The organism is Bradyrhizobium sp. GW821-FHT13H05 (genome assembly GCF_058804065.1).
In genome coordinates this window covers 189291-208750 of sequence record NZ_JBXAPO010000006.1, presented here as the reverse complement: position 1 = coordinate 208750, position 19460 = coordinate 189291, and the positions used below count along the sequence as shown (strand labels likewise).

Genomic DNA, 19460 nt, shown 5'->3' with positions numbered 1-19460 from the left:
TTGGCCCGCCGCTACCTGCCTGCGCTGCTGGCAACAATCGAGGAGGGCGACGTCACGAGCTTGCCGAGCCCGAGATAGACGAGGCTCGCCACTCCGATGCCGAACAGCCAGCTCAGATCGGCGCCGCCGAGCAGGTTGATCGAGATCGGTCCCTGGAGCGCACCGACGAGGCCGTCTTCCACCAGCCATCCGGCGACGAGGCCCGCGAAGAAGGCGATCATGCCGGCCCAGTTGATGTCGCCATAGGCGCTGGTCTCGGGCGAGCGATAGAGCTCGGCGACGTCGATCTTGCCTTTCCGCTTGATGAAGAAGTCCGCCAGTACCACGCCGGCCCACGGGCTCATCCACAACAAGAGGCTGATCATCCAGTTGTCGAACGCCTTCGCAAAGGATGGCGCGAAGATGAAATACAGCGTGACCAGATAGCCGGCGACGCCGACGATGACGGTGAGCCAGAAGCGCGAGAATTTCAGCCCCGCGCTCAGCGCAGCCAGCGTCGCCGAATAGACGTTGAGGATGTTGGTGGCGATCGGGCCATGCAGCACCATCAGCAGCACGAGGATGCTGACCGGTCCGCCGAACACCGCGCTCACCATCTTGGCGGGATCGGTGTCCAGCGTGGTCGAGGCGATGGTCGCGCCGAGAATGCCGAGCCAGACCGTCGGCACGAACATGCCGATATAGCTGTACCAGAACACGGATTTCGACGACACGCTCTTCGGCACGAAGCGCGAATAGTCGGAGGCCCAGGTCACCCAGGAGATGCCCCAGCCGACGCCGATCGCGGTCATCAGCAGGGTCAGCATCGCCAGATGCGCGCCGGGCGGCAGCGAGGTGGTGAGGCCCCAGTTGACGACGCCGGGACGCGTCCAGGCCAGCACGCTCATCAGCACCATGATGGCGATGGTCGGCGGCACCGTGTATTTCTCGAAGGTGCGGATCGCGTAGAAGCCGTAGATGCCGATCAGGACCTGCGCGGCCATCACCAGCGTGATGACGACGATCTCGATGAACCAGGTGTCGGGCATGCCGAACTGGCCGAGGATGCCCATCGAGACCTTCACGGGGAAGTAGGTGTTCACGCCGATCCAGCCCAGCGTCATCACGAACATCAGGATGCTGGGCAGGTAGGCGCCGCGGACGCCGAAGGCGGACCGGCTCAAGACCATCTGGTTGACGCCGGTCTTGTGCCCCATCACCGTGAAGGTCGCGAAGATCGCGCAGCCCACGATGTTGCCGAGCACGATGACCGCGATCGTCTCCATCAGGCCGAGTTTGAGAATGATGCCGAGCGCACCGAGCGCCCAGTTGACCGGCGCGATGTTGGCGCCGGCCCAGATCCACATCTGCTGCGGGCCGGTCGAGTCCCGGTCCGCATCCGGAATTGGTTCAATGCTGTGAATATCAGCGCGAAGTTCGGAATCCGTCATGACATCCCCCAATACGAAGCACGCTTCGCATCATCGCAGCATAAATCGTGCCATTGGTTGTGAAGCCGCTGGAACAGGGCGTACGCCGATGCCGGAGGGAACGCGCCTCGTGCCGGATTGCACTTGAAATTTCAAGCGCGCTTCGACGTCACGCGCCAGCTTGCCGCTGCAAGTTTGAAGCAGTGCGTCTCGGCTCGAGCTTGCCGGCAAGAGGCGAAAGGCGTTGCACGGCCGAGCAGCGGTACGATGATAAATTGAGCAGCCCCACTCAAAACTGCAGCAGGTGCCGCTAATCGAATAGGGCAGCGGCGCTGTCGCGGATTGGGTTGCCGGCCACGATGCGCTGCATCATTTCGATGAAGAGCGCCTGCTCCCGCTCGTTCAAATCGCCGAGTGTCGCGCGATGCGCTTGCCGCGCCGCGCCCTCGATCTTGACCAGCAGGGCGGCACCATCAGGCGTCAACCGGCACAGACGCGCGCGGCGATCGTCCTTGTTGACGGCGCGCTCGACCAGGTGTCGCGCGGCGAGCCGCTTCAACGCGCCGGTCGTCGTGGTCCGGTCGAGGGCGATATCGGCCGCCAAAGTGGTCTGATCGGCGGTTTCGCGCACCGCCAGTGCCGAGAGCAGGCTGTATTGCAGCGGCGTGACCTCGAACGCGCCGCAAGCATCCTGAAACAGCGCGACGTGAATCTGGTGCAGCCGCCGGATCAGATAGCCGGGGCGTTGCGACAATGGCCAGGGGCGATGCCTAGCCCCGGTCCTGGCCCCGCTGCGACGCTTCTGTGCTTGCCGCAATGCACGCTCTCCCAACCCAGAACTCCGTCGCGCTTAGCTCGATTCGAGTGCGCTCGCCACCGTCAGATCATGGCACGAAGCTTGCTTTTGTCAAAATACGAAGCATACTTCGTAATTCGAGGGCGGAGGCAACCGCCGGCGAGATCAAGGAGAGCGCCATGCCTTCTACTGCCAGCTCCGTCACTGCCAGCTTCGATCTCTTGCTGCGAGGCGGTCGCGTGATCTGCCCGGCCTCGGGCGTGGACGGCATCAGGGATATTGCCATCCGCAATGGCAAGATCGCGGCGGTCGCACCGGACATTCTGCCGACCAGTGCGAAGGAGGTCGTCGATGTCGGTGGCAAGCTGGTGCTGCCCGGGCTGATCGACACCCACGCGCATGTCTATCAATACGTTTCGGGACGCTTCGGCATGAACCCCGACATGGTCGGCGTGCAGTCGGGCGTGACGACGGTGATCGACCAGGGCGGTCCGTCCTGCATGACGCTGCCGGGCTTTCGTCATTTCATCGCCGAGCCGTCCCATACGCGCGTCTACGCCTTCCTGTCGGCCTATCTCGTCGGCGGATTGGAGGGGCATTATTATCCGCAGCTCTACAGCCCTGATGGTGTCGACATCGACGCGACCGTCAAGGCGGCGACGGCCAATTCTGACATCGTCCGCGGCATCAAGGCTCACGCCGAGATCGGCGGCTTTGCGCGCTGGGGCATCCGCGTCATCGAGATGGCGGCGGAGATCGGCAAGCGTGCCGACCTGCCGGTCTATGTGCATTTCGGCCAGCTCTGGGGCCTGCCCGAGAGCGGCGCCAATGGCGAGGATGCCGACACCATCCTCACGCGCGTGATCCCGCTGTTGCGCGAAGGCGACGTGCTCGCTCATCCGTTCACGCGCCATCCCGGCGGTTTCGTCAATCGCGAGGGCGAGGTGCATCCGGTGATCCAGGCGGCGCTCGACCGCGGCCTGAAGGTCGATGTCGGCCACGGCAGCCATTTCTCCTACCGCCTCGCCAAGAAGGCGATCGCCGCCGGCATCATTCCGACCACGCTCGGCGCCGACATTCACGGCTACAACACCCATGTGCCCGCGCCGGCCGGAACGCCGGACCAGCACGAGGATGAGGAGAACCATCCGTTCGCCGGCCAGGCAAAATTCAGCCTGGTCCAGGCGATGAGCTCGATGATGGCGCTCGGCCTGTCGCTGGAGCAGGTGGTCCCCATGGTCACCTCTAACCCTGCAAAAATGCTCGGCCGCAGCGCCGAGATCGGCGCGCTCAAGGTCGGCATGGACGCCGATGTCTCCGTGCTCTCCGAGAAGAACGGCAGGTTTGCGCTGACCGACAACGAGAAGAACGAGGTGATCGCCGAGCGCCTGCTGCAGCCGGCCTTCTGCCTGCGCGCCGGCACGCGCTTCGACGCGGTCGCACCGATCCTGCCGCAGGCCGTCGCGGCGTAAGGCCGCGCGGTGAGGGAGAACGCGGAGTTGCGCAACGAGCGAGAGTTTCCTCACGGCAAGTCCGGGCAGGGCGTGGGCGCACGGCTGCCCCGGAAGGAGGACGACCGCCTGATGCGCGGCCGCGGCCAGTACGTCGCCGACATCAGGCTCGCAGGCCTTCAGGACGTCGCTTTCGTGCGCAGCCCGATGGCGCATGCGCGCATCCGCGGCATTCATGTGCCCGAGCGCTATCGCGGCAGCGTGTTCACGGCAGCTGATCTCGTCGGCATCAAGCCGATCCGCGCGGTCTCGGGGCTTCCGGGCTTCAAGATCTCCGAGCAGCCGGTGCTCGCCACCGGCAAGGTGCGCCAGGTCGGCGAGCTCGTCGCGATGTGTCTCGCGCCGACGCGGGCCGAGGCCGAGGACATCGCGGCCTCCGTGACGCTCGATTTGGAGGAGCTGCCCGCAATCACCGACATGCTGAAGGCGCGCGAGCCCGGCTCGACGCTGGTGCACGAGCATTGGGGCGACAACGTCTTCCTCGAGACCAATTACGAGGTCGATATCTCCACAGCGCTCGACGCGCCGATCAAGGTGACGCGCGAGATTTCGACCGCGCGGCAATGCATGTCGCCGCTCGAAGGCCGCGGCGTGGTTGCGACCTTCGACCGCCGGCTCGATCAGCTCACGCTGCATTCCGCAGCGCAGATGCCGCACATCACGCGCAGCGGCCTTGCCGAATGCCTCGGCATGGAGGAGGGCCAGATCCGGATCATCTCGCCGGATGTCGGCGGCGGTTTTGGCCACAAGGGCATTCTGCTGCCCGAAGAGGTTTGCCTGTCCTGGCTGACCATGCAGCGCGGCCATCCCGTGCGCTGGACCGAGGATCGCCGCGAGCATCTCGTCGCCAGCTCGAATTGCCGCGAGCATCATTACAAGATCACGCTCTACGCCGATCGTGACGGCACGCTGCGCGGCATCGATTGCGAGGCGACGGTGGATTCCGGCGCCTACTCGTCCTATCCGTTCTCGGCCTGCCTGGAAGCCGCGCAGGTCGCGAGCATCCTGCCCGGTCCCTACAAGATGCCGGCCTATCGCTGCCGCACCTTCTCGGTCGCCACCAACAAATGTCCAATCCTGCCCTATCGCGGCGTCGCGCGCACCGGCGTCTGCTTTGCGCTGGAGCTGATGCTCGATCTCGTCGCGGCGGAGGCAGGGCTCGAGCCCGGCGAGGTTCGGCTGCGCAATCTGGTGCTGCCGGAACAGATGCCGTTCGACAACATCACCAGGAAGCATTTTGACAGCGGCGATTATCCGGAGGCGATGCGGCGCGCGATCGCGGCGATCGACATCGATTCCATTCGCGCGCGCCAGCGCGAAGGCGAGGCCGACGGCCGCCGTGTCGGCGTCGGCATCTCCATCTATTGCGAGCAGGCCGCTCACGGCACCTCGGTCTATGCCGGCTGGGGCATTCCGATGGTGCCGGGGCACGAGCAGGCCTCGGCGCGGTTGACGCCGGACGGCGGCCTCGAATTGCGCGTCGGCGTGCATTCGCACGGGCAGGGCATGGAGACGACGCTCGCCCAGGTCGCGCACGAGATGCTCGGCATCGACGTCGCAAAAATCCGCATCATCCTCGGCGACACCGCGATGACGCCCTATTCGACCGGCACCTGGGGCTCGCGCTCGATGGTGATGGCGGGCGGTGCGGTCGCCACCGCCTGCCGCGAACTCGGCGAGCGTGCGCTGCGCATCGGCGCGAAGCTGTTGCAACACGATCCGGCCTCGGTGGTGTTGCAGGACGGCGAGGTACGCGGCGTCAATGGCAGCGTCAGCCTCAAGGCGATCGCCCACACCTGGTATCGCCGCCCGCAGGACCTGCCGGCCGATGTCGATCCCGGCGGGCTCGAAGTGACGCAGGGCTACAAGCCGGTGCGCGACAGCGGCACCTTCAGCTACGCCGCGCATGCGGCCGTCGTCGCGGTCGACCCTGATGTCGGCGAGGTCGAGATCCTCGACTACGTGATCGTCGAGGACGGCGGCGTGCTGGTCAATCCGCTCGTCGTTGACGGCCAGATCTATGGTGGACTCGCGCAAGGCATCGGCACCGCGCTCTACGAGGAAATGCCGTTCGACACCTCCGGCCAGCCGCTGGCGACGACGCTGGCCGACTATCTGCTGCCCGGTGCGACCGAAGTTCCGGCCGCACGCCTCGATCACATGGAGACGCCGTCGCCCTATACGCAGTTCGGCGTGAAGGGCATCGGCGAGGGCGGGGCGATTGCGCCGCCTGCCGCCATTGCCAACGCCGTCAACGACGCGCTGCGTCCGCTCGGTGTCGAGTTGATGCAGTCGCCGATCACGCCGCATCGCGTCGTCGAAGCCGTGCTGGCCGCACGCGCGGCCGAAGGGAGCGCGGCATGAAGCCGGCTCCTTTCAGCTACGAGCGCCCGCGCGATCTCAATGCGGCCCTGTCGATGCTGGCCGCAAGCAGCGGCTCGGCAAAGATCATCGCCGGCGGCCAGTCGCTGGGGCCGATGCTCAATCTGCGGCTGGTGCAGCCGGAGCTGATCGTCGACATCTCCGGTCTTGCCGAGCTCAAGCGAGCCGAGGTTTCCGGAGGTGAGCTCGTGCTTGGTGCCCTCGTCACCCATGCCGATATCGAGGACGGCCGCACCGCCGACGTCACCCGCGGCGCCATGCGCGGCGTCGCCACCAACATTGCCTATCGCGCAGTGCGCAACCGCGGCACCATCGGCGGCTCGCTCAGCCACGCCGATCCCGCCGCGGACTGGATCTCGGCGCTCGCGGCGCTGGGGGCACGGGTGACGCTGCGTAGCCTTGCCGGCGCGCGTACGATGGCGATCGAAGCCTTCGTCGTCGGCGCCCTTGAATCGGCACTAGAAACAGGTGAGATCGTCGAGGCGGTCCACGTCCCGTCACGAGCAGACTCGGCCCATTGGGGCTATGCGAAGAGCTGCCGCAAGACCGGCGAGTTCGCCCACGCCATCGGCGCGGTCCTGGTCGATCCCGCCGCCGCCTCGGCGCGAATCGTGATCGGTGCGATCGATACGACGCCGATCGTCGTCACCGATGCGGCCGAGCTGTTCGGCGGCAGGATCGCCACCGACTACAAGCAGCGTTTCGACGCCCGCGTCGCCGACGCGCTGCTCGCAAAGGCCGGCATCGATGACGCCACGCAGCGCCATATCCATGTCAGCGTGTTGAAGCGCGCCGTCCTGGAGGCTGCGGCATGACCACGATCGCGCTTCAGGTCAATCGCCGTGCGGTGGAGTTATCGGCCGAGCCACGCACCAGCCTTGCCGATTTCGTGCGTGACAAGCTCGACCTGACCGGCACGCATCTCGGCTGCGAGCACGGCGTCTGCGGCGCCTGCACCGTGCTGCTCGACGGTGTGCCGGCGCGCTCCTGCATCACCTATGCGGTGGCCTGTGAGGGCGCCGACATCACCACCATCGAAGGCCTCGACGAGGACGAGGTGACGACCGAGCTGCGCGCGGCCTTCACCCGCGAACACGCCCTGCAATGCGGCTACTGCACGCCCGGCATGCTGGTTTCCGCGCGCGACCTGGTGCTGCGCCTGCCCGACGCCGACGAACGGCGCATTCGCGTCGGCCTCAGCGGCAATCTCTGCCGCTGCACCGGATATGTTGGGATCGTACGGGCGGTGCAGTCGGTGATCGAAGCGAGGCGTGCGCGCAACATCGCGCCGCAAGCCGATGCCGGCCGGACCAGTCTCGGCCCCGCCGGATCGGGGCGAGCCATATCCAACTCAAGTGAACGGTCCGCGCGGCAAGCGTTGGCACCGGCATCGGAGAGTGCCGCGCCGGTCAGAATCCCGGACTTCACGCCGGCAACCGTCCTCGACCAGCGCTTCACGCTGCCGCATCCACCGGCAAAAGTATTCGCGATGTTCGACGATATCGCGAGCATCGCATCCTGCCTGCCGGGCGTATCGCTGACGGCGCCGCCACGGCCGGACCGCGTCGAAGGCATGATCAGCGTCAGGCTGGGGCCGATCGCGGCGTCCTTTGAAGGCGCCGCGCGCGTCGAGCGGGATCCCGCAACGCTCTCCGGGCGCATCGTCGGCATCGGCACCGACCAGCGCAGCCATTCGGCGACGCAGGGTGAAATCCGCTATCGCCTGCTTCCGCTGGAGGACGGCGCGGCGACCGCCGTTGAACTCGCGATCGGCTACACGCTCACGGGAATGCTGGCGCAGGTCGGCCGGCCCGGCCTGGTGCGCGATCTCGCCAAGCGCCTGGTTGCGGAATTCGCGGGCAATCTCGATCGCCACATGTCCGGTGCGCCGTCTGAACAGACAGCTGCGGCGGAGCTCAGTGGCTGGTCGATTGTCTCAGACGTCTTGCGCGCCCGGCTGGCGCGCATGTTTGGCCGCGTCTTCACCGGAAAAGGTAGCGCGGAATGATCGGCGTGCCGGCGCCGCAGAGTGACGAAGTCTGGACTGCTAGAGATCAACAGCGTGGGATTTGGAGAGACAACATGACACGAGCACTCGGACTGGTTGGGACAATCGCGCTGGCGACGGCCTTGCTCGGCGGTACGGCAGTCGCGCAGACCATCAAGATCGGCGTCAACGAGCCGCTCACCGGCGCGTTCGCGGCGTCAGGCACCTATGTCGTCAATGGCGCCAAGATCGCCGCCGACGAGATCAACGCCAAGGGCGGCATTCTCGGCAAGAAGATCGAGCTTGTCATCGAGGACAACAAGAGCAACCCGACGGAAGCCGCCGCCGTCGCCGAAAAGCTCATCACCAGTGACAAGGTGCCGGTGCTGATGGGCGCCTGGGGCTCCAGCCTGACGCTTGCGGTGATGCCGAAGCTGATGGAATACGAGACGCCGATGGTGGTGGAGACCTCGTCCTCCGGCAAGATTACGACGACCGGCAATCCCTTCATCTTCCGCATCTCGCCGCCGTCGGCGGTCGAGGCCGCCGCGTTCAAGGGCATCGTCGACAAGCTCGCGCTGAAGAAGGTGGACTTCCTCGTCATCAACAACGACTGGGGCCGCGGCACCGCCGAGGACTTCAGCAAGATGATGAAGGACAAGGGCATCACCATTGGCCTCGTCGAGACCATGGACCAGGGCGCGCAGGACATGAGCGCCCAGCTCTCCAAGATCAAGAGCTCGGATTCCGAGACTGTGATCGTCACGACCGCAGTTGACCAGCTCACCCTGATCTTCAAGCAGGCCGCCGCACTGGGCCTGAAGAAGCGCATCATCACCACCGGCGGCTCGCAGAACCCGGACCAGATCATCGCGCAGGCGGGAGCAGCCGCCAACGGCACCATGCATCTGACCACCTTCCTGCCCTGGTTCCCGGACAAGACCCCGAACCCGGAAGCCACCAACTACTTCATCACCGAATGGAAGAAGCGCGGCTTCGAGTTCGCCGGCTGCACCGAGAGCTTCCGCGGCTATGACGGCATCCGCACCGCGGCGGCCGCGATCGAGAAGGCCGGCAAGGCCGAGCCCGCCGCGATCAAGGCGGCGTTCTGGGACATCAACATCAAGGGCCTGAACGGCGACATCGTGTTCCGCAAGTCCGGCCCCGAGGGCAAGGAGAGCGGGCAGAGCCAGCCGAACGTCTATCTGATCGAGATCAACGACGGCAAGGTCGAGATGAAGACGCTCTAGAGCATGATGAAGTTAGGTCTGATTGCGAGCCGTGAGGCCGGTGCGCTCCCTCTCCCGCTTGCGGGAGAGGGTTGGGGAGAGGGTGTCTCCGCGGTGGAATTCCCCAAGAGGATAGAACCCTCACCCGGCGCAAATGCGCCGACCTCTCCCGCAAGCGGGAGAGGTGACGGAGACTGCTGCGAGATCGAGTCAATCAGAAAGTCATCAGGCTTTTGTGTCGGCAGGTCACAGGCGAGGGCGGCACATCGCAATTCGTCTTACTACGCAGGGCTATCGCATATGAAGAAAAGCGTGGCGGGCACCTTGCCTGCGGCCCATCCTTCGCGACGCCCGCCTGCGGCGGGCCCTCAGGATGAGGTCGCGTTTTGCGGCGAGATCTCAGACCCTCATGGTGAGGAGCCCGCAAAGCGGGCGTCTCGAACCATGCAGGCCGACCTCATCCGGCAGCTTCGCGCTGTCATTTGCGAACGAGTCATTCAGGAACAGCCTTGAGCGAGTTTCTCCAGCATCTGGTCAACATGCTCGTGCTCGGCGGCACCTATGCGCTGCTGGGCATCGGGCTGACGTTGATCTTCGGCATCATGAACGTCGTGAATTTTACGCACGGCATCCTGTACACGTTCGGCGCCTACATCATGTTCATCGTGGTGCAGCAGTTCGGGCTGAACTTCTTCCTCGCGCTGCCGGTCGCCGTGCTCGCTGGATGGCTGCTCGGGGCTGCCATCGAGCTGACATTGCTGCGGCCGCTGCGCGGCTCCGACATCGACACCACGATGCTGGTGATGATCGGCGCCTGGATTGCGATGCAGTCCGGCACGCTCTGGATCTGGGGCGGCGTTGCCAAATCGGTGACGACGCCGTTTCCCGAGGCGCCGCTGGTGCTCGGGCCGGTGTCCGTGTCCTGGCTGCGTCTGTTCGTCCTCGCCGCCGCAGCATTGTTGATCGTGGTGACGTACCTCCTGATCAACAAGACCAGCCTCGGCCGCGCGATGCGGGCGACGTTCCAGGATCACGACACGGCCTCGCTGATGGGCGTCAATGTCGACATGATCTACACCTCGACCTTCGCGATCGGCTCCAGCCTTGCCGCCGCCGCGGGCGCTCTGCTCGGGCCTGTCTATGTGATCTTCCCGCAGATGGGGGATCTTGCCGCCGTCAAGGCCTTTGCCATCGTCATCCTCGGCGGTCTCGGCAACATCACTGGCGCGGTGATCGGGGGCTTCATCCTGGCCTTGGCCGAGGAACTCGGCGCTGGCTACGTGTCGTCAGGTTATCGCGATGCGATGGGCTTCGTGATCATCATCGCGGTCCTCATCTTCAAGCCGACCGGCCTGTTCGCGCGCGCGGAGCGCGTCGGATGAGGATCGTCGTCACCATTCTCGCCGTCGCAGCCCTTGCCTCGGTGCCGCTCTGGCTGCGCGATCCATATCTGCTCAACGCGCTGATCACGACCGGCATCTTCGTCGTCGGTGCGATGAGCCTCAATTTGCTGCTCGGCTTCACCGGCCAGCTCAGCCTCGGCCACATCGCCTTCTTCGGCATTGGCGCCTATGTCAGCGCGCTGACATCGCTCGGCTTCGACGCCGGCCTGCCCGGAGGCTTCCGTCTGGTCCACACGCCCTGGCCGCCCGTCGCAGGCTTCGTGCTCGCGATCCTGGCTGCCGGACTGTGCGGCTATTTCGTCGGGTTGCTCTCGTTCCGCGTCCGCGGCGCCTATTTCGTCATTGTCACGATCTCCTTTGCCGAAGTCGTCCGGCTGGTTGCGTTGAACTGGGTCGAGCTGACGCAAGGGCCGCTGGCGCTGACCAACATTCCTTCCCTCGCACTGCCGTTGCCCGGCTTCGGCGAGCTGACGCTGCGCACCAAGTTGCAGAACTACTATCTCGTGCTGGTCGTGGCTCTCATCGCCTATCTCCTGATCGCGCGCCTCGTTCATTCCCATTTCGGCCGCGCCATGCGCGGGCTGATGGAGAACGAGACGCTCGCCGTCTCGGTCGGCATCGACGTCACCAGGACGCTGACGATTGCCGCGGTGATCTCGGCGGCGATCGCGGGCGCGGCCGGCAGCCTCTATGCGCACTACATCCGGATCATCGACCCTGAGGTCTTCGCCTTCATCAACACCGTCACCATGGTGATCATGGTGATCAGCGGCGGCAAGGGCTCGCTGGCCGGGCCCGTCGTCGGCGGCCTGATCTTCGGGCTGCTGCCGGTCGCGCTGCGGCCGGTGATGGCGCCGGAGGCGCAGTGGATCGCCTATGGTGGCGTGTTGATCGCCATTCTGTTCGTGCTGCCGCGCGGCATCGTGCCGTCGCTCGCGCAGCGATTTGCCAGGCGGCGCGGAGCGACCGCGCTGGCGCCGGTCGCGCTCACTGAAACCGGCGCCAAGGAGCCGGCGTGATGACGGCGCGCAGCGTGGCCATGACGATCGAGCAGGTCGCCGTCCGCTTCGGCGGGCTGGTCGCGATCTCCGACATGAGTTTTACGGTGGGCGAGGGCGAGATCGTCAGCCTGATCGGGCCGAACGGCGCCGGCAAGACCACCGCCTTCAACGTCATGACCGGCTTCCTGACACCGAGCGCAGGCCATGTCACCTATCAGGGCACCACGCTCACCGGGTTGAAGCCGCACGAGATCGCCGATCTCGGCCTGATCCGTACCTTCCAGCGGACCTCCGTGTTTCCGAACGACACCGTCTACGACAATCTGCTGATCGGCCTGCATCGTCAGGGCCGGGTCCGGCTGCTTGATGCCATCCTTGGGCTGCCGGGGGCGCGCGCCTCGGAACGCAAGCTGCGGCAGCGCGCGAGCGAGCTGATCGAATGGGTCGGGCTCGAACGCCGCGCTCACGATCTTGCTGGCTCGCTCTCCTATGGCGAGCAGCGCCTCGTCGGCGTCGCGCTGGCGCTTGCGGCCGAGCCCTCGATGCTGCTGCTCGACGAGCCGGTCTCGGGCATGAATGCGTCCGAAACCCACCGGTTTGTCGAGCTGATCCGCAGCATCCGCGATCGCGGCATCACGATCCTGCTGGTCGAGCACGACATGCCGATGGTGATGACCGTCTCGGACCGCATCGTGGTGCTCAACTATGGCCGCATCATCGCGGAAGGGACGCCGGACGTGATCCGGAACGACCCCGCCGTGATCGAAGCCTATCTCGGACATGGAGCGGCGCGTGCTTGAGATCCGCGACATGGTCTGCGGTTATGGCGGCGTCACCGCGCTGCGCGGGATTTCGCTGGACGTGAAGGCCGGGCAGCTCGTCGCCCTGATCGGCGCCAACGGCGCCGGCAAGAGCACGACTTTGCGCGCGATTTCCGGCCTGGTGCCGCCGCGCTCCGGGCAGATGCGGTTCGAGGGCATCGACATCACCGGCGCGAAGCCGCCGCGCGTGCTGGCCAGCGGCATCGCGCATTGTCCGGAGGGGCGGCGGGTGTTTCCGCATATGAGCGTCGAGGAAAATCTCGACATGGGGGCTTACCTCCGTCGTGGTTCGGGCGAAATCGCGGCCGATCGTGACCGCATCTACACGGAATTTCCGCGGCTCGCCGAGCGGCGCAAGCAGGCGGCGGGCACACTGTCCGGCGGCGAGCAGCAGATGCTGGCGATCGGGCGCGCGCTGATGTCGCGGCCGCGGCTGATCATGTTCGACGAGCCGTCGCTGGGCCTCGCGCCCAACATCGTCGAGCGCACCTTTGCGATCATCCGCGGCATTCGCGACGCCGGCACCACGGTGCTGCTGGTCGAGCAGAACGCGTTCGCCGCGCTCGAGATGTGCGACCACGCTTATCTGCTCGAGAACGGCCGCATCGTGCTGTCAGGCCCAGGCTCCGAGTTGATCGAGAACGAGCATGTGCGGAAAGCCTACCTCGGTGGATGATGGGGCAAGCGAGACCGGATGGATTCCGGTCTGCGATCTCGACCGGCTGAAGGCAGAGACAATTGTTCGCGTGACAGGCCGCGACATGCTCGTGATCTGGAACGACGGCGATGTCGTCGCCTGCGACCGAGCGTGCCCGCATGAGCAAGCCGATCTCGGTCTTGGGCAGGTGACGGCGGGGCGGCTGCTCTGCCCGCGCCATGCCGCATCATTCGATCTGTGCGACGGAGCCATCACTGCCGGCTGGCCGAGCCCACCGTTGCGGCTCTATCCGGTCAGGATCACGGGAGAGCAAATCTGGGTTGAAGCGCCCGAGCGGCAACCGGGGCGATGATGGCATCATGCTCCTGTTTTGCCCGACGTGTCAAAGCCATCGACGATGGCATCGACATGTCGTCAAAAATTTGCCTTTGAAAACAAGGGCGTTTCTACTGTGCATGGGGTTGTTTTCGCGGTTTTAGTCCAGCAGCCGGCGGGCAGCTTCCACCAGAATGCCGTCGGGTCGGCGTAGCGCCTCGAGAATGGTGAAATGGTCGGCACCTTCGACCGGAATGAGCTTGCCGGACGCCTTCGCCGCCATGCGCTTGTCGTGGAGGTCGATCGAATCGCAGATCAGCGCGGGCAACTCGTTGCTGCCATAGGCGATGTCGAGCCGCTTGTGCGTCACGGGCAGGCGAAGCGGCGAGAGCCTGGCGATCTCCTCATCCGTCAGCTTCAGCGCGTTGTTGAGGCCGGTGTCGCGGATCGGTGCGAGATCGTAGACGCCCGATAGCGCGAGGCCAGCATGGACGCGCGGATGGTCCAGCGCCATCGCCACGAGATGGGCGCCGGCGGACCAGCCGGACAGCACGACCGGCCCGGCCACGCCATAGGATGCGCCTTGCGCGGCGAGCCAGTCGAGCGCGCGGGGCATTTCGCCGACGATGTTGGTGAGCGACACCTCCGGGGCCAGCGAATAGCCGGGAATGGCAACCGACCAGCCATGCGCCGCGACGCCTTCGACCAGCATGGCGAACAGCTCGCGCGAGTTGCGCTGCCAATAGCCGCCATGCACGAACACCAGGCAGGGCGCATCGGGCTGAGCTGCCGGATAGAGGTCGATCTTGTTGTTGGCGCGCTCGCCGTAAGGCAGATCGAGATGGGACTTCAGCGTGCCCCGCAGCCGGCCGGAAGCTTCATTGCGCTCGGCGATCAGGGCCGCGCTGTTCTTGACGGCCCCGTTGTTGTCATAGGCGGCGTTGCGTTCCTCCTGGGGAAGCGCAGCCCAATCGGTACGGGGATCGAGCGGCCGATGTGTCGAACTGTCTACCATGGAGTCTCCGGAGCGTAGGACGCCCTGGCATGGCTGGGATCGGCGTCGCTTTCTCCTGTCTGCCACGAATCCCGTTCGAATTGAACATCGATCGCGACCGCTCAACCCTGGCGGCGCAGGAACCCCGTGATCGTGACTTTTTCCCAGATCCCGGCCGCGGCAAACGGATCGGCACGGTTGAAGGCCTCGACCTCGGCGCGGCCGGGCGCTTCGATCAGGAACAGGCTGCCGATCATGCTCGCGCCATCGTCTGAGACGAGCGGCCCCGACATCACGATCTTGACGCCGAAGCGCGAGGTATCGCCGAGGAAGGCCTTGTGGGCATCGTAATTGGCGAGCCGGGTCGGCAGCGCGCCGGCGCGGTCGAGGGCATGGATGGCGAACAGCATGATGTCTCCGTTCTCTTACTTCAGTTTTTGGGACGGCCGCGCAGCGGCCGTCCTGACTTGTCGTGGTGGCCGGCTTATTTGGCGCCGAGCTTGCTGGCGTCCTCGAAGGTCGGGCAGGTCCGCTGTTCCAGCGGTACGTCGAACGGCTGGTAATTGTCCTTGGTGATGACGGTCGGCTTCAGCACGATCTCGTTGATAACAGGCTGGTTGCGCAAGCTGCGGATCGCCATCATGGTGCCGAGGCAGCCTTGCGCAAATCCGTTGTAGTCGCCGCTCGCGAGCAGCTTGCCGGACTTGATCGCATCGATCGCCTCCTTGGTGCCGTTGATGCCGATCACCTGAGCCTTGCGGTTGGCGCCGTCGAGCGCCTCGATCGCGCCGACCGCCATGGCGTCGTTGGCGGCGAGCACGCCGTCGATCTGCGAATTCGACTGCATCAGGTTTTCCATCACCTGGAGCGCCTGGAGCCGCTGATAATTGCCGGGCTGCGAGGCCAAGAGCTTGGCGCCCGTATTCTCCTTCAGCGCGTCGTTGAAGCCGCGGACGCGGTCGACATTGGTCAGCGAGCCCTTGACGCCCTCGATGATGACGATGTTGCCCTTGCCGCCCAGCGTCTTGAGCAGGAAGCGCGCGGTCTCGAGGCCAAGGCTGTAATCGTCGGCGCCGACGAAGGAGAGGAACTTGCCGCCGGCGGAGCGATCGGTGATGTTGACGACGGGGATCTTGGCTTCGTTGATCTTCTCGACCCCCGGCACCATCGCCTTGTAGTCGACAGGCGTGAACACGATCGCGCTCGGCTTCTTCACCACGACGTCCTCGATCTGGCTGAGCTGCTCGGGGATCGAGTCTGGCTTGGTCGGGATGTATTGCAGCGTCTTGGCGTTCAGCACCTTCGCCATGTTGTCGGCACCGACCCGCACCGTCTGGAAGAACGGATTCGTCTGGTTCTTGGTGAAGACGGCGATGGTCTCGCCGTCGGCATGCGCCTTCGTGGTGAATGCGGCCGCCAGCAGCAGCGGTAGTGCCAGATGTCTCAGTGTCTGTTTCATGTTGCCTCCATCCCTCGTTTTGATTGTTGGTCGTCCAGGAACTCATTGCGCGCGGCGGCGGGTCTTCATGTCGAGCCAGACCGCGAGAATGACGATGATGCCCGTCACCAGCGGCTGCCAGTTGGCGCTGACCGAAAGCAGGTTCATGCCGTTCAGCACCAGCGTTAGGATCAGCGCGCCGATGAAGGTGCCGAACACGGTGCCGACGCCGCCGAACAGCGAGGTGCCGCCGATCAGCACGGCCGCGATCGCGGGCAAGGTCAGGCTTTCGCCGATGTCGGCCTCGGCCGAATTGAGTCGCGACAGGAAGATGATCGAGGCAAGCCCCGCCATGGTACCTGAGACCGCGTAGACCAGCAGCAGGCGCCGCGCGACCGGAATGCCGGAGAGCCGGGCCGCGACCGGATTGGCGCCGATCGCATAGATCTCCTGGCCCCAGACCGTCCGCTGCGCAAACAGCGTGCCGATCCCGAGGAACACCAGCAGCAGATAGACCGGGATGGGAAGACCGAACAGATAGCCGCTGCCGATCTGGCGGAAGCCAGCGGGGAAGCCGTGCAGGGTTTCGCCCGCCATGTACCAATAGGTGAGGCCGTTCAACACCCAGAGCATGCCGTAAGTGGCGATGAAGGAGGGGATGCGCAGCGCTGTGACCATCACGCCGTTGAGCAGCCCGACGAGGCCGCCACAGGCGAGCCCTGCGAGGATGCCGAGCGTGGGCGAGCCGGTCTTGTGGATCACAGTGCCGGCGATACAGGCGGACAGCGCGACGTTAGCGCCGACGGAGAGATCAAGACCAGCGGTCAGCACCACCAGCGTCAGGCCGGAGGCGATGAAGAAGGTCAGGCTCGCTTGTCTCAGAACGTTGAGGATGTTGCCGAGGCTCAGGAAGGAATCGCTGAGCACGGCGAGTACCGCGCAGATCAGCAGCGCGGCGAGCAGGCGATAGAATACCTGGATCGCGTCCTGCGAGATGAACGAGCGAGGCGGCATCACGGTCTCTTTGGTGATGTCGGTCATGCGCGGCTCCGGAGGCCATCGAGGAACAGGGCGACGATGACGAGGACGCCGACGCTTGCGACCTGCACCGAGGACGGCAGCGAGATCAGGTTCAGCCCGTTGCGCAAGACGCCGACCGAGAGCACGCCGAGCAGGGTGCCGAGCAGCCAGCCATTGCCGCGTTCGAACGAGGTGCCGCCGACCGCGACGGCCGCGATGGCGTCGAATTCAAGCCCGAGGCCGGCGGTGGGGTGGCCGGAATTCATCCGCGCGGTCATCAGGAGGCCAGCGATGCCGGCCATGGCGCCGCCGATCGCATAGACCGCAATCAGCAGCTTGTTTGGCGACAAGCCTGCATAGCGCAGTGCCTCGCGGTTGCCGCCGAGCGCGAAGATATAGGTGCCGAAGCGGGTGTGATAGAGCAGGCCGTGGAACGCCGCGTAAGTCACCAGCGCCATCACGATCGGCACGGGCACGCTGACAAGTGTCGCCGAATAGATGTCGCGCACGCTGTGGGGGATGCCGACCACGCTCTGGCCGTCGCTGACGATCAGCGACAGGCCCTGCGCCATGCCGAGCGTGCCGAGCGTCGCCACGAAGGGCGGAATGCCGACGATGGCGACCAGCCAGCCGTTGGCGAAGCCGAAAGCGGTGCCGACCAGCAGGCCGGCGCCGAGACCCAGCAGCATCGACTTGGTCGCGAGCGAGACGATGGCGACGCAGAGCGAGGTCAGCGTCAGCACCGCGCCCATCGACAGGTCCAGCCCCTCGGTCATGATGATCAGCGTCATCGGCAGCGCGAGCATGGTGAGGATGGTCGACTGCACCAGTACGTTGGAGAGATTGGCGACCAACAGGAAGCCGGGCGCGATCGCGCTGAACAAGGCGATCAGCAGCACCAGCACGATGGCAACGCCGGGAATGCGTTGCAGCGGATTGGGCTCCGAGACGACCGCGGCTTCACGCATGATGCATCCCCAGTCGCACGATGTTCTCCTCGGTCAGTTCGTTGCGGGTCAGGTGCCCGGCGATGCGGCCCTCGCGCATCACATAGGCGCGGTCGCAGACGTGGCAGATCTCGACCTGCTCGGACGAGATCATCAGCGCCGCGGCGCCTTCGGCCACGAGACGGTCGATCAGCGCAAAGATCTCGGACTTGGCGCCGATGTCGATGCCTCGCGTCGGCTCGTCGAAAATGAACAGCTTTGAGCCGGCCGCCAGCCATTTGCCGATCACGACCTTCTGCTGGTTGCCGCCCGAGAGCAGACCGACCGTCTGGCGCGCGCTGGGCGTCGCAATCCGGAGCTGCCGGATCAGGCCGTCGGAGGTCCGCTGCGCGCTACGCTGGTCGAACAGTCCGCTCGGAAACAGCTTTCGCAGTGCCGACACGACGAGGTTGTCGCTCACGGACCGCAACAGCGCGAGGCCCTCGCTCTTGCGGCTCTCCGGGATCAGCGCGATGCCGCGGCGGGCGGCGAGATCAGGTTCGCCGGACATGCTCTTGCCGTCGAAGATGATCTGGCCTGACGTCACGGGGTCGGCGCCGAAGATGGCACGGGCGACTTCGCTGCGGCCGGAGCCGACCAGGCCGCACAGGCCGACGATCTCGCCCCGGCGCACCTCAATGTTGATGTCGGAGATCCCGGTCGACGAGCTCAAGCCCTTGACCTCCAGCAGCAGCTCACCGGGCTTGTCGGCAAAATTGCGCGGATAGGTCATGTCGACGGTGCGGCCGACCATCATGCGGACGAGCTGGTCCGGCGTGACGTCGGCGGGGCGGACGCCGTCGATGCGGCGGCCGTCGCGCAGCACCGTGATGCGGTCGCCGAGCGCGAACACCTCGGCCATGCGGTGCGAGATGTAGACGATGGAGACGCCGTCCGCTTTCAGCCGTGCGATCAGCGCGAACAGCAGCTCGGTCTCGCGATCGGACAGCGCTGCCGTCGGTTCGTCCATGACGAGGATGCGGGCGTTCTGGCTGATCGCCTTGGCGATCTCGACCATCTGCTGCTGGGCCACGCCGAGCTTGTCGACGGTGGTGGAGGGATCGATGTCGAAGCCGATCGTGCCGAGTACCCGCCTCGCGTCGGCCAAAATCTTGCGCCGGTCGATGGTGCCGGGGATGCGGCCCTTCGGCTCGCGGCCGAGGAAGATGTTCTGGGCGATGTCGAGATGGGGGACCAGCGAGAATTCCTGGAAGATCACAGCGATGCCGAGCTTCTGCGCATCCGCGGTCGAATGGATCGTAACCTTGTCGCCCTTGTAGTAGAACTCGCCGGCATCGGCGCGATAGGCGCCGCACAGCACCTTCATCAGGCTCGACTTGCCGGCGCCGTTCTCGCCCAAGAGCATATGGACTTCGCCGGGGAAGACGGCAAAGGACACGTCATCCAGCGCCTTGACGCCGGGAAATTCCTTGCTGATGCCGCGCAGCTCCAGCAGCGGGACGGGCGCAGCGGGCTCGATCGCCAATGCAGCGTTGCTCATGCCATCTCA

General features: G+C 65.5%; 18 protein-coding genes. 10 read left to right on the top strand and 8 right to left on the bottom strand.

The features are described from left to right. Positions 1–11: 11 nt before the first annotated feature. Positions 12–1430: a cytosine permease gene (locus AC1RR3_RS20505; protein ID WP_492824922.1), complete on the bottom strand. Its 1419-nt coding sequence runs from the start codon at positions 1428–1430 to the stop codon at positions 12–14. A gap of 289 nt (positions 1431–1719) precedes the next feature. After that, positions 1720–2163, bottom strand: coding sequence for a MarR family winged helix-turn-helix transcriptional regulator (locus AC1RR3_RS20500; protein ID WP_492824921.1), 444 nt, complete (start codon positions 2161–2163; stop codon positions 1720–1722). A gap of 221 nt (positions 2164–2384) precedes the next feature. Between AC1RR3_RS20500 and AC1RR3_RS20495 the strand changes: the two genes are divergently transcribed. The 10 genes from AC1RR3_RS20495 (at position 2385) to AC1RR3_RS20450 (ending at position 13549) form a co-directional block, all read left to right on the top strand. Continuing rightward, a complete protein-coding gene (locus AC1RR3_RS20495) occupies positions 2385–3677 on the top strand; it encodes an amidohydrolase/deacetylase family metallohydrolase (RefSeq protein WP_492824920.1) in 1293 nt (430 codons plus the stop codon). Positions 3678–3686: 9 nt separating this feature from the next. After that, positions 3687–6080, top strand: a complete 2394-nt coding sequence (locus tag AC1RR3_RS20490) for a xanthine dehydrogenase family protein molybdopterin-binding subunit (protein ID WP_492824918.1) — start codon at positions 3687–3689, stop codon at positions 6078–6080. Continuing rightward, a complete protein-coding gene (locus AC1RR3_RS20485; RefSeq protein WP_492824917.1) occupies positions 6077–6913 on the top strand; it encodes an FAD binding domain-containing protein in 837 nt (278 codons plus the stop codon). Before AC1RR3_RS20490 ends, AC1RR3_RS20485 begins: the two co-directional genes overlap by 4 nt. Further along, complete coding sequence (locus tag AC1RR3_RS20480; protein WP_492824916.1) at positions 6910–8106, top strand: xanthine dehydrogenase family Fe-S subunit; 1197 nt, start codon at positions 6910–6912, stop codon at positions 8104–8106. Before AC1RR3_RS20485 ends, AC1RR3_RS20480 begins: the two co-directional genes overlap by 4 nt. A gap of 74 nt (positions 8107–8180) precedes the next feature. After that, complete coding sequence (locus tag AC1RR3_RS20475; RefSeq protein ID WP_492824915.1) at positions 8181–9335, top strand: ABC transporter substrate-binding protein; 1155 nt, start codon at positions 8181–8183, stop codon at positions 9333–9335. Between the two features lie 488 nt (positions 9336–9823). Next, positions 9824–10696: a branched-chain amino acid ABC transporter permease gene (locus tag AC1RR3_RS20470; RefSeq protein WP_492824914.1), complete on the top strand. Its 873-nt coding sequence runs from the start codon at positions 9824–9826 to the stop codon at positions 10694–10696. Beyond that, positions 10693–11736 (top strand): branched-chain amino acid ABC transporter permease, encoded by a 1044-nt coding sequence (locus AC1RR3_RS20465; RefSeq protein WP_492824913.1) that lies wholly within the window; start codon positions 10693–10695, stop codon positions 11734–11736. The genes AC1RR3_RS20470 and AC1RR3_RS20465 overlap by 4 nt, the downstream gene beginning before the upstream one ends. Beyond that, positions 11736–12518 carry an ABC transporter ATP-binding protein gene (locus AC1RR3_RS20460; RefSeq protein ID WP_492824912.1) on the top strand — a complete coding sequence of 261 codons (783 nt, stop codon included), beginning with the start codon at positions 11736–11738 and terminating at the stop codon, positions 12516–12518. The genes AC1RR3_RS20465 and AC1RR3_RS20460 overlap by 1 nt, the downstream gene beginning before the upstream one ends. Continuing rightward, entirely contained in the window at positions 12511–13215 is a 705-nt protein-coding gene (locus AC1RR3_RS20455; RefSeq protein ID WP_492824911.1) for an ABC transporter ATP-binding protein, read from the top strand. Before AC1RR3_RS20460 ends, AC1RR3_RS20455 begins: the two co-directional genes overlap by 8 nt. Then, positions 13187–13549, top strand: coding sequence for a Rieske (2Fe-2S) protein (locus AC1RR3_RS20450; RefSeq protein WP_492824910.1), 363 nt, complete (start codon positions 13187–13189; stop codon positions 13547–13549). The genes AC1RR3_RS20455 and AC1RR3_RS20450 overlap by 29 nt, the downstream gene beginning before the upstream one ends. 123 nt (positions 13550–13672) lie before the next feature. Here the strand turns inward: AC1RR3_RS20450 and AC1RR3_RS20445 are convergent, their stop codons facing one another. The 6 genes from AC1RR3_RS20445 to AC1RR3_RS20420 form a co-directional block, all read right to left on the bottom strand. Then, the gene (locus AC1RR3_RS20445) at positions 13673–14527 is read right to left on the bottom strand and encodes an alpha/beta hydrolase (protein ID WP_492824909.1); all 855 of its coding nucleotides are present in this window, start codon (positions 14525–14527) and stop codon (positions 13673–13675) included. 101 nt (positions 14528–14628) lie between these two features. Next, positions 14629–14916: a YciI family protein gene (locus AC1RR3_RS20440; RefSeq protein WP_492824908.1), complete on the bottom strand. Its 288-nt coding sequence runs from the start codon at positions 14914–14916 to the stop codon at positions 14629–14631. A gap of 74 nt (positions 14917–14990) precedes the next feature. Continuing rightward, on the bottom strand, positions 14991–15965 hold the full coding sequence (locus tag AC1RR3_RS20435; protein ID WP_492824907.1) for a sugar ABC transporter substrate-binding protein: 975 nt from the start codon (positions 15963–15965) through the stop codon (positions 14991–14993). 42 nt (positions 15966–16007) lie between these two features. Beyond that, positions 16008–16985 (bottom strand): ABC transporter permease, encoded by a 978-nt coding sequence (locus AC1RR3_RS20430; protein ID WP_492824906.1) that lies wholly within the window; start codon positions 16983–16985, stop codon positions 16008–16010. Next, the gene (locus tag AC1RR3_RS20425; RefSeq protein WP_492824905.1) at positions 16982–17932 is read right to left on the bottom strand and encodes an ABC transporter permease; all 951 of its coding nucleotides are present in this window, start codon (positions 17930–17932) and stop codon (positions 16982–16984) included. The genes AC1RR3_RS20430 and AC1RR3_RS20425 overlap by 4 nt, the downstream gene beginning before the upstream one ends. Then, complete coding sequence (locus AC1RR3_RS20420) at positions 17925–19451, bottom strand: sugar ABC transporter ATP-binding protein (protein WP_492824904.1); 1527 nt, start codon at positions 19449–19451, stop codon at positions 17925–17927. The genes AC1RR3_RS20425 and AC1RR3_RS20420 overlap by 8 nt, the downstream gene beginning before the upstream one ends. Positions 19452–19460 lie beyond the last annotated feature (9 nt).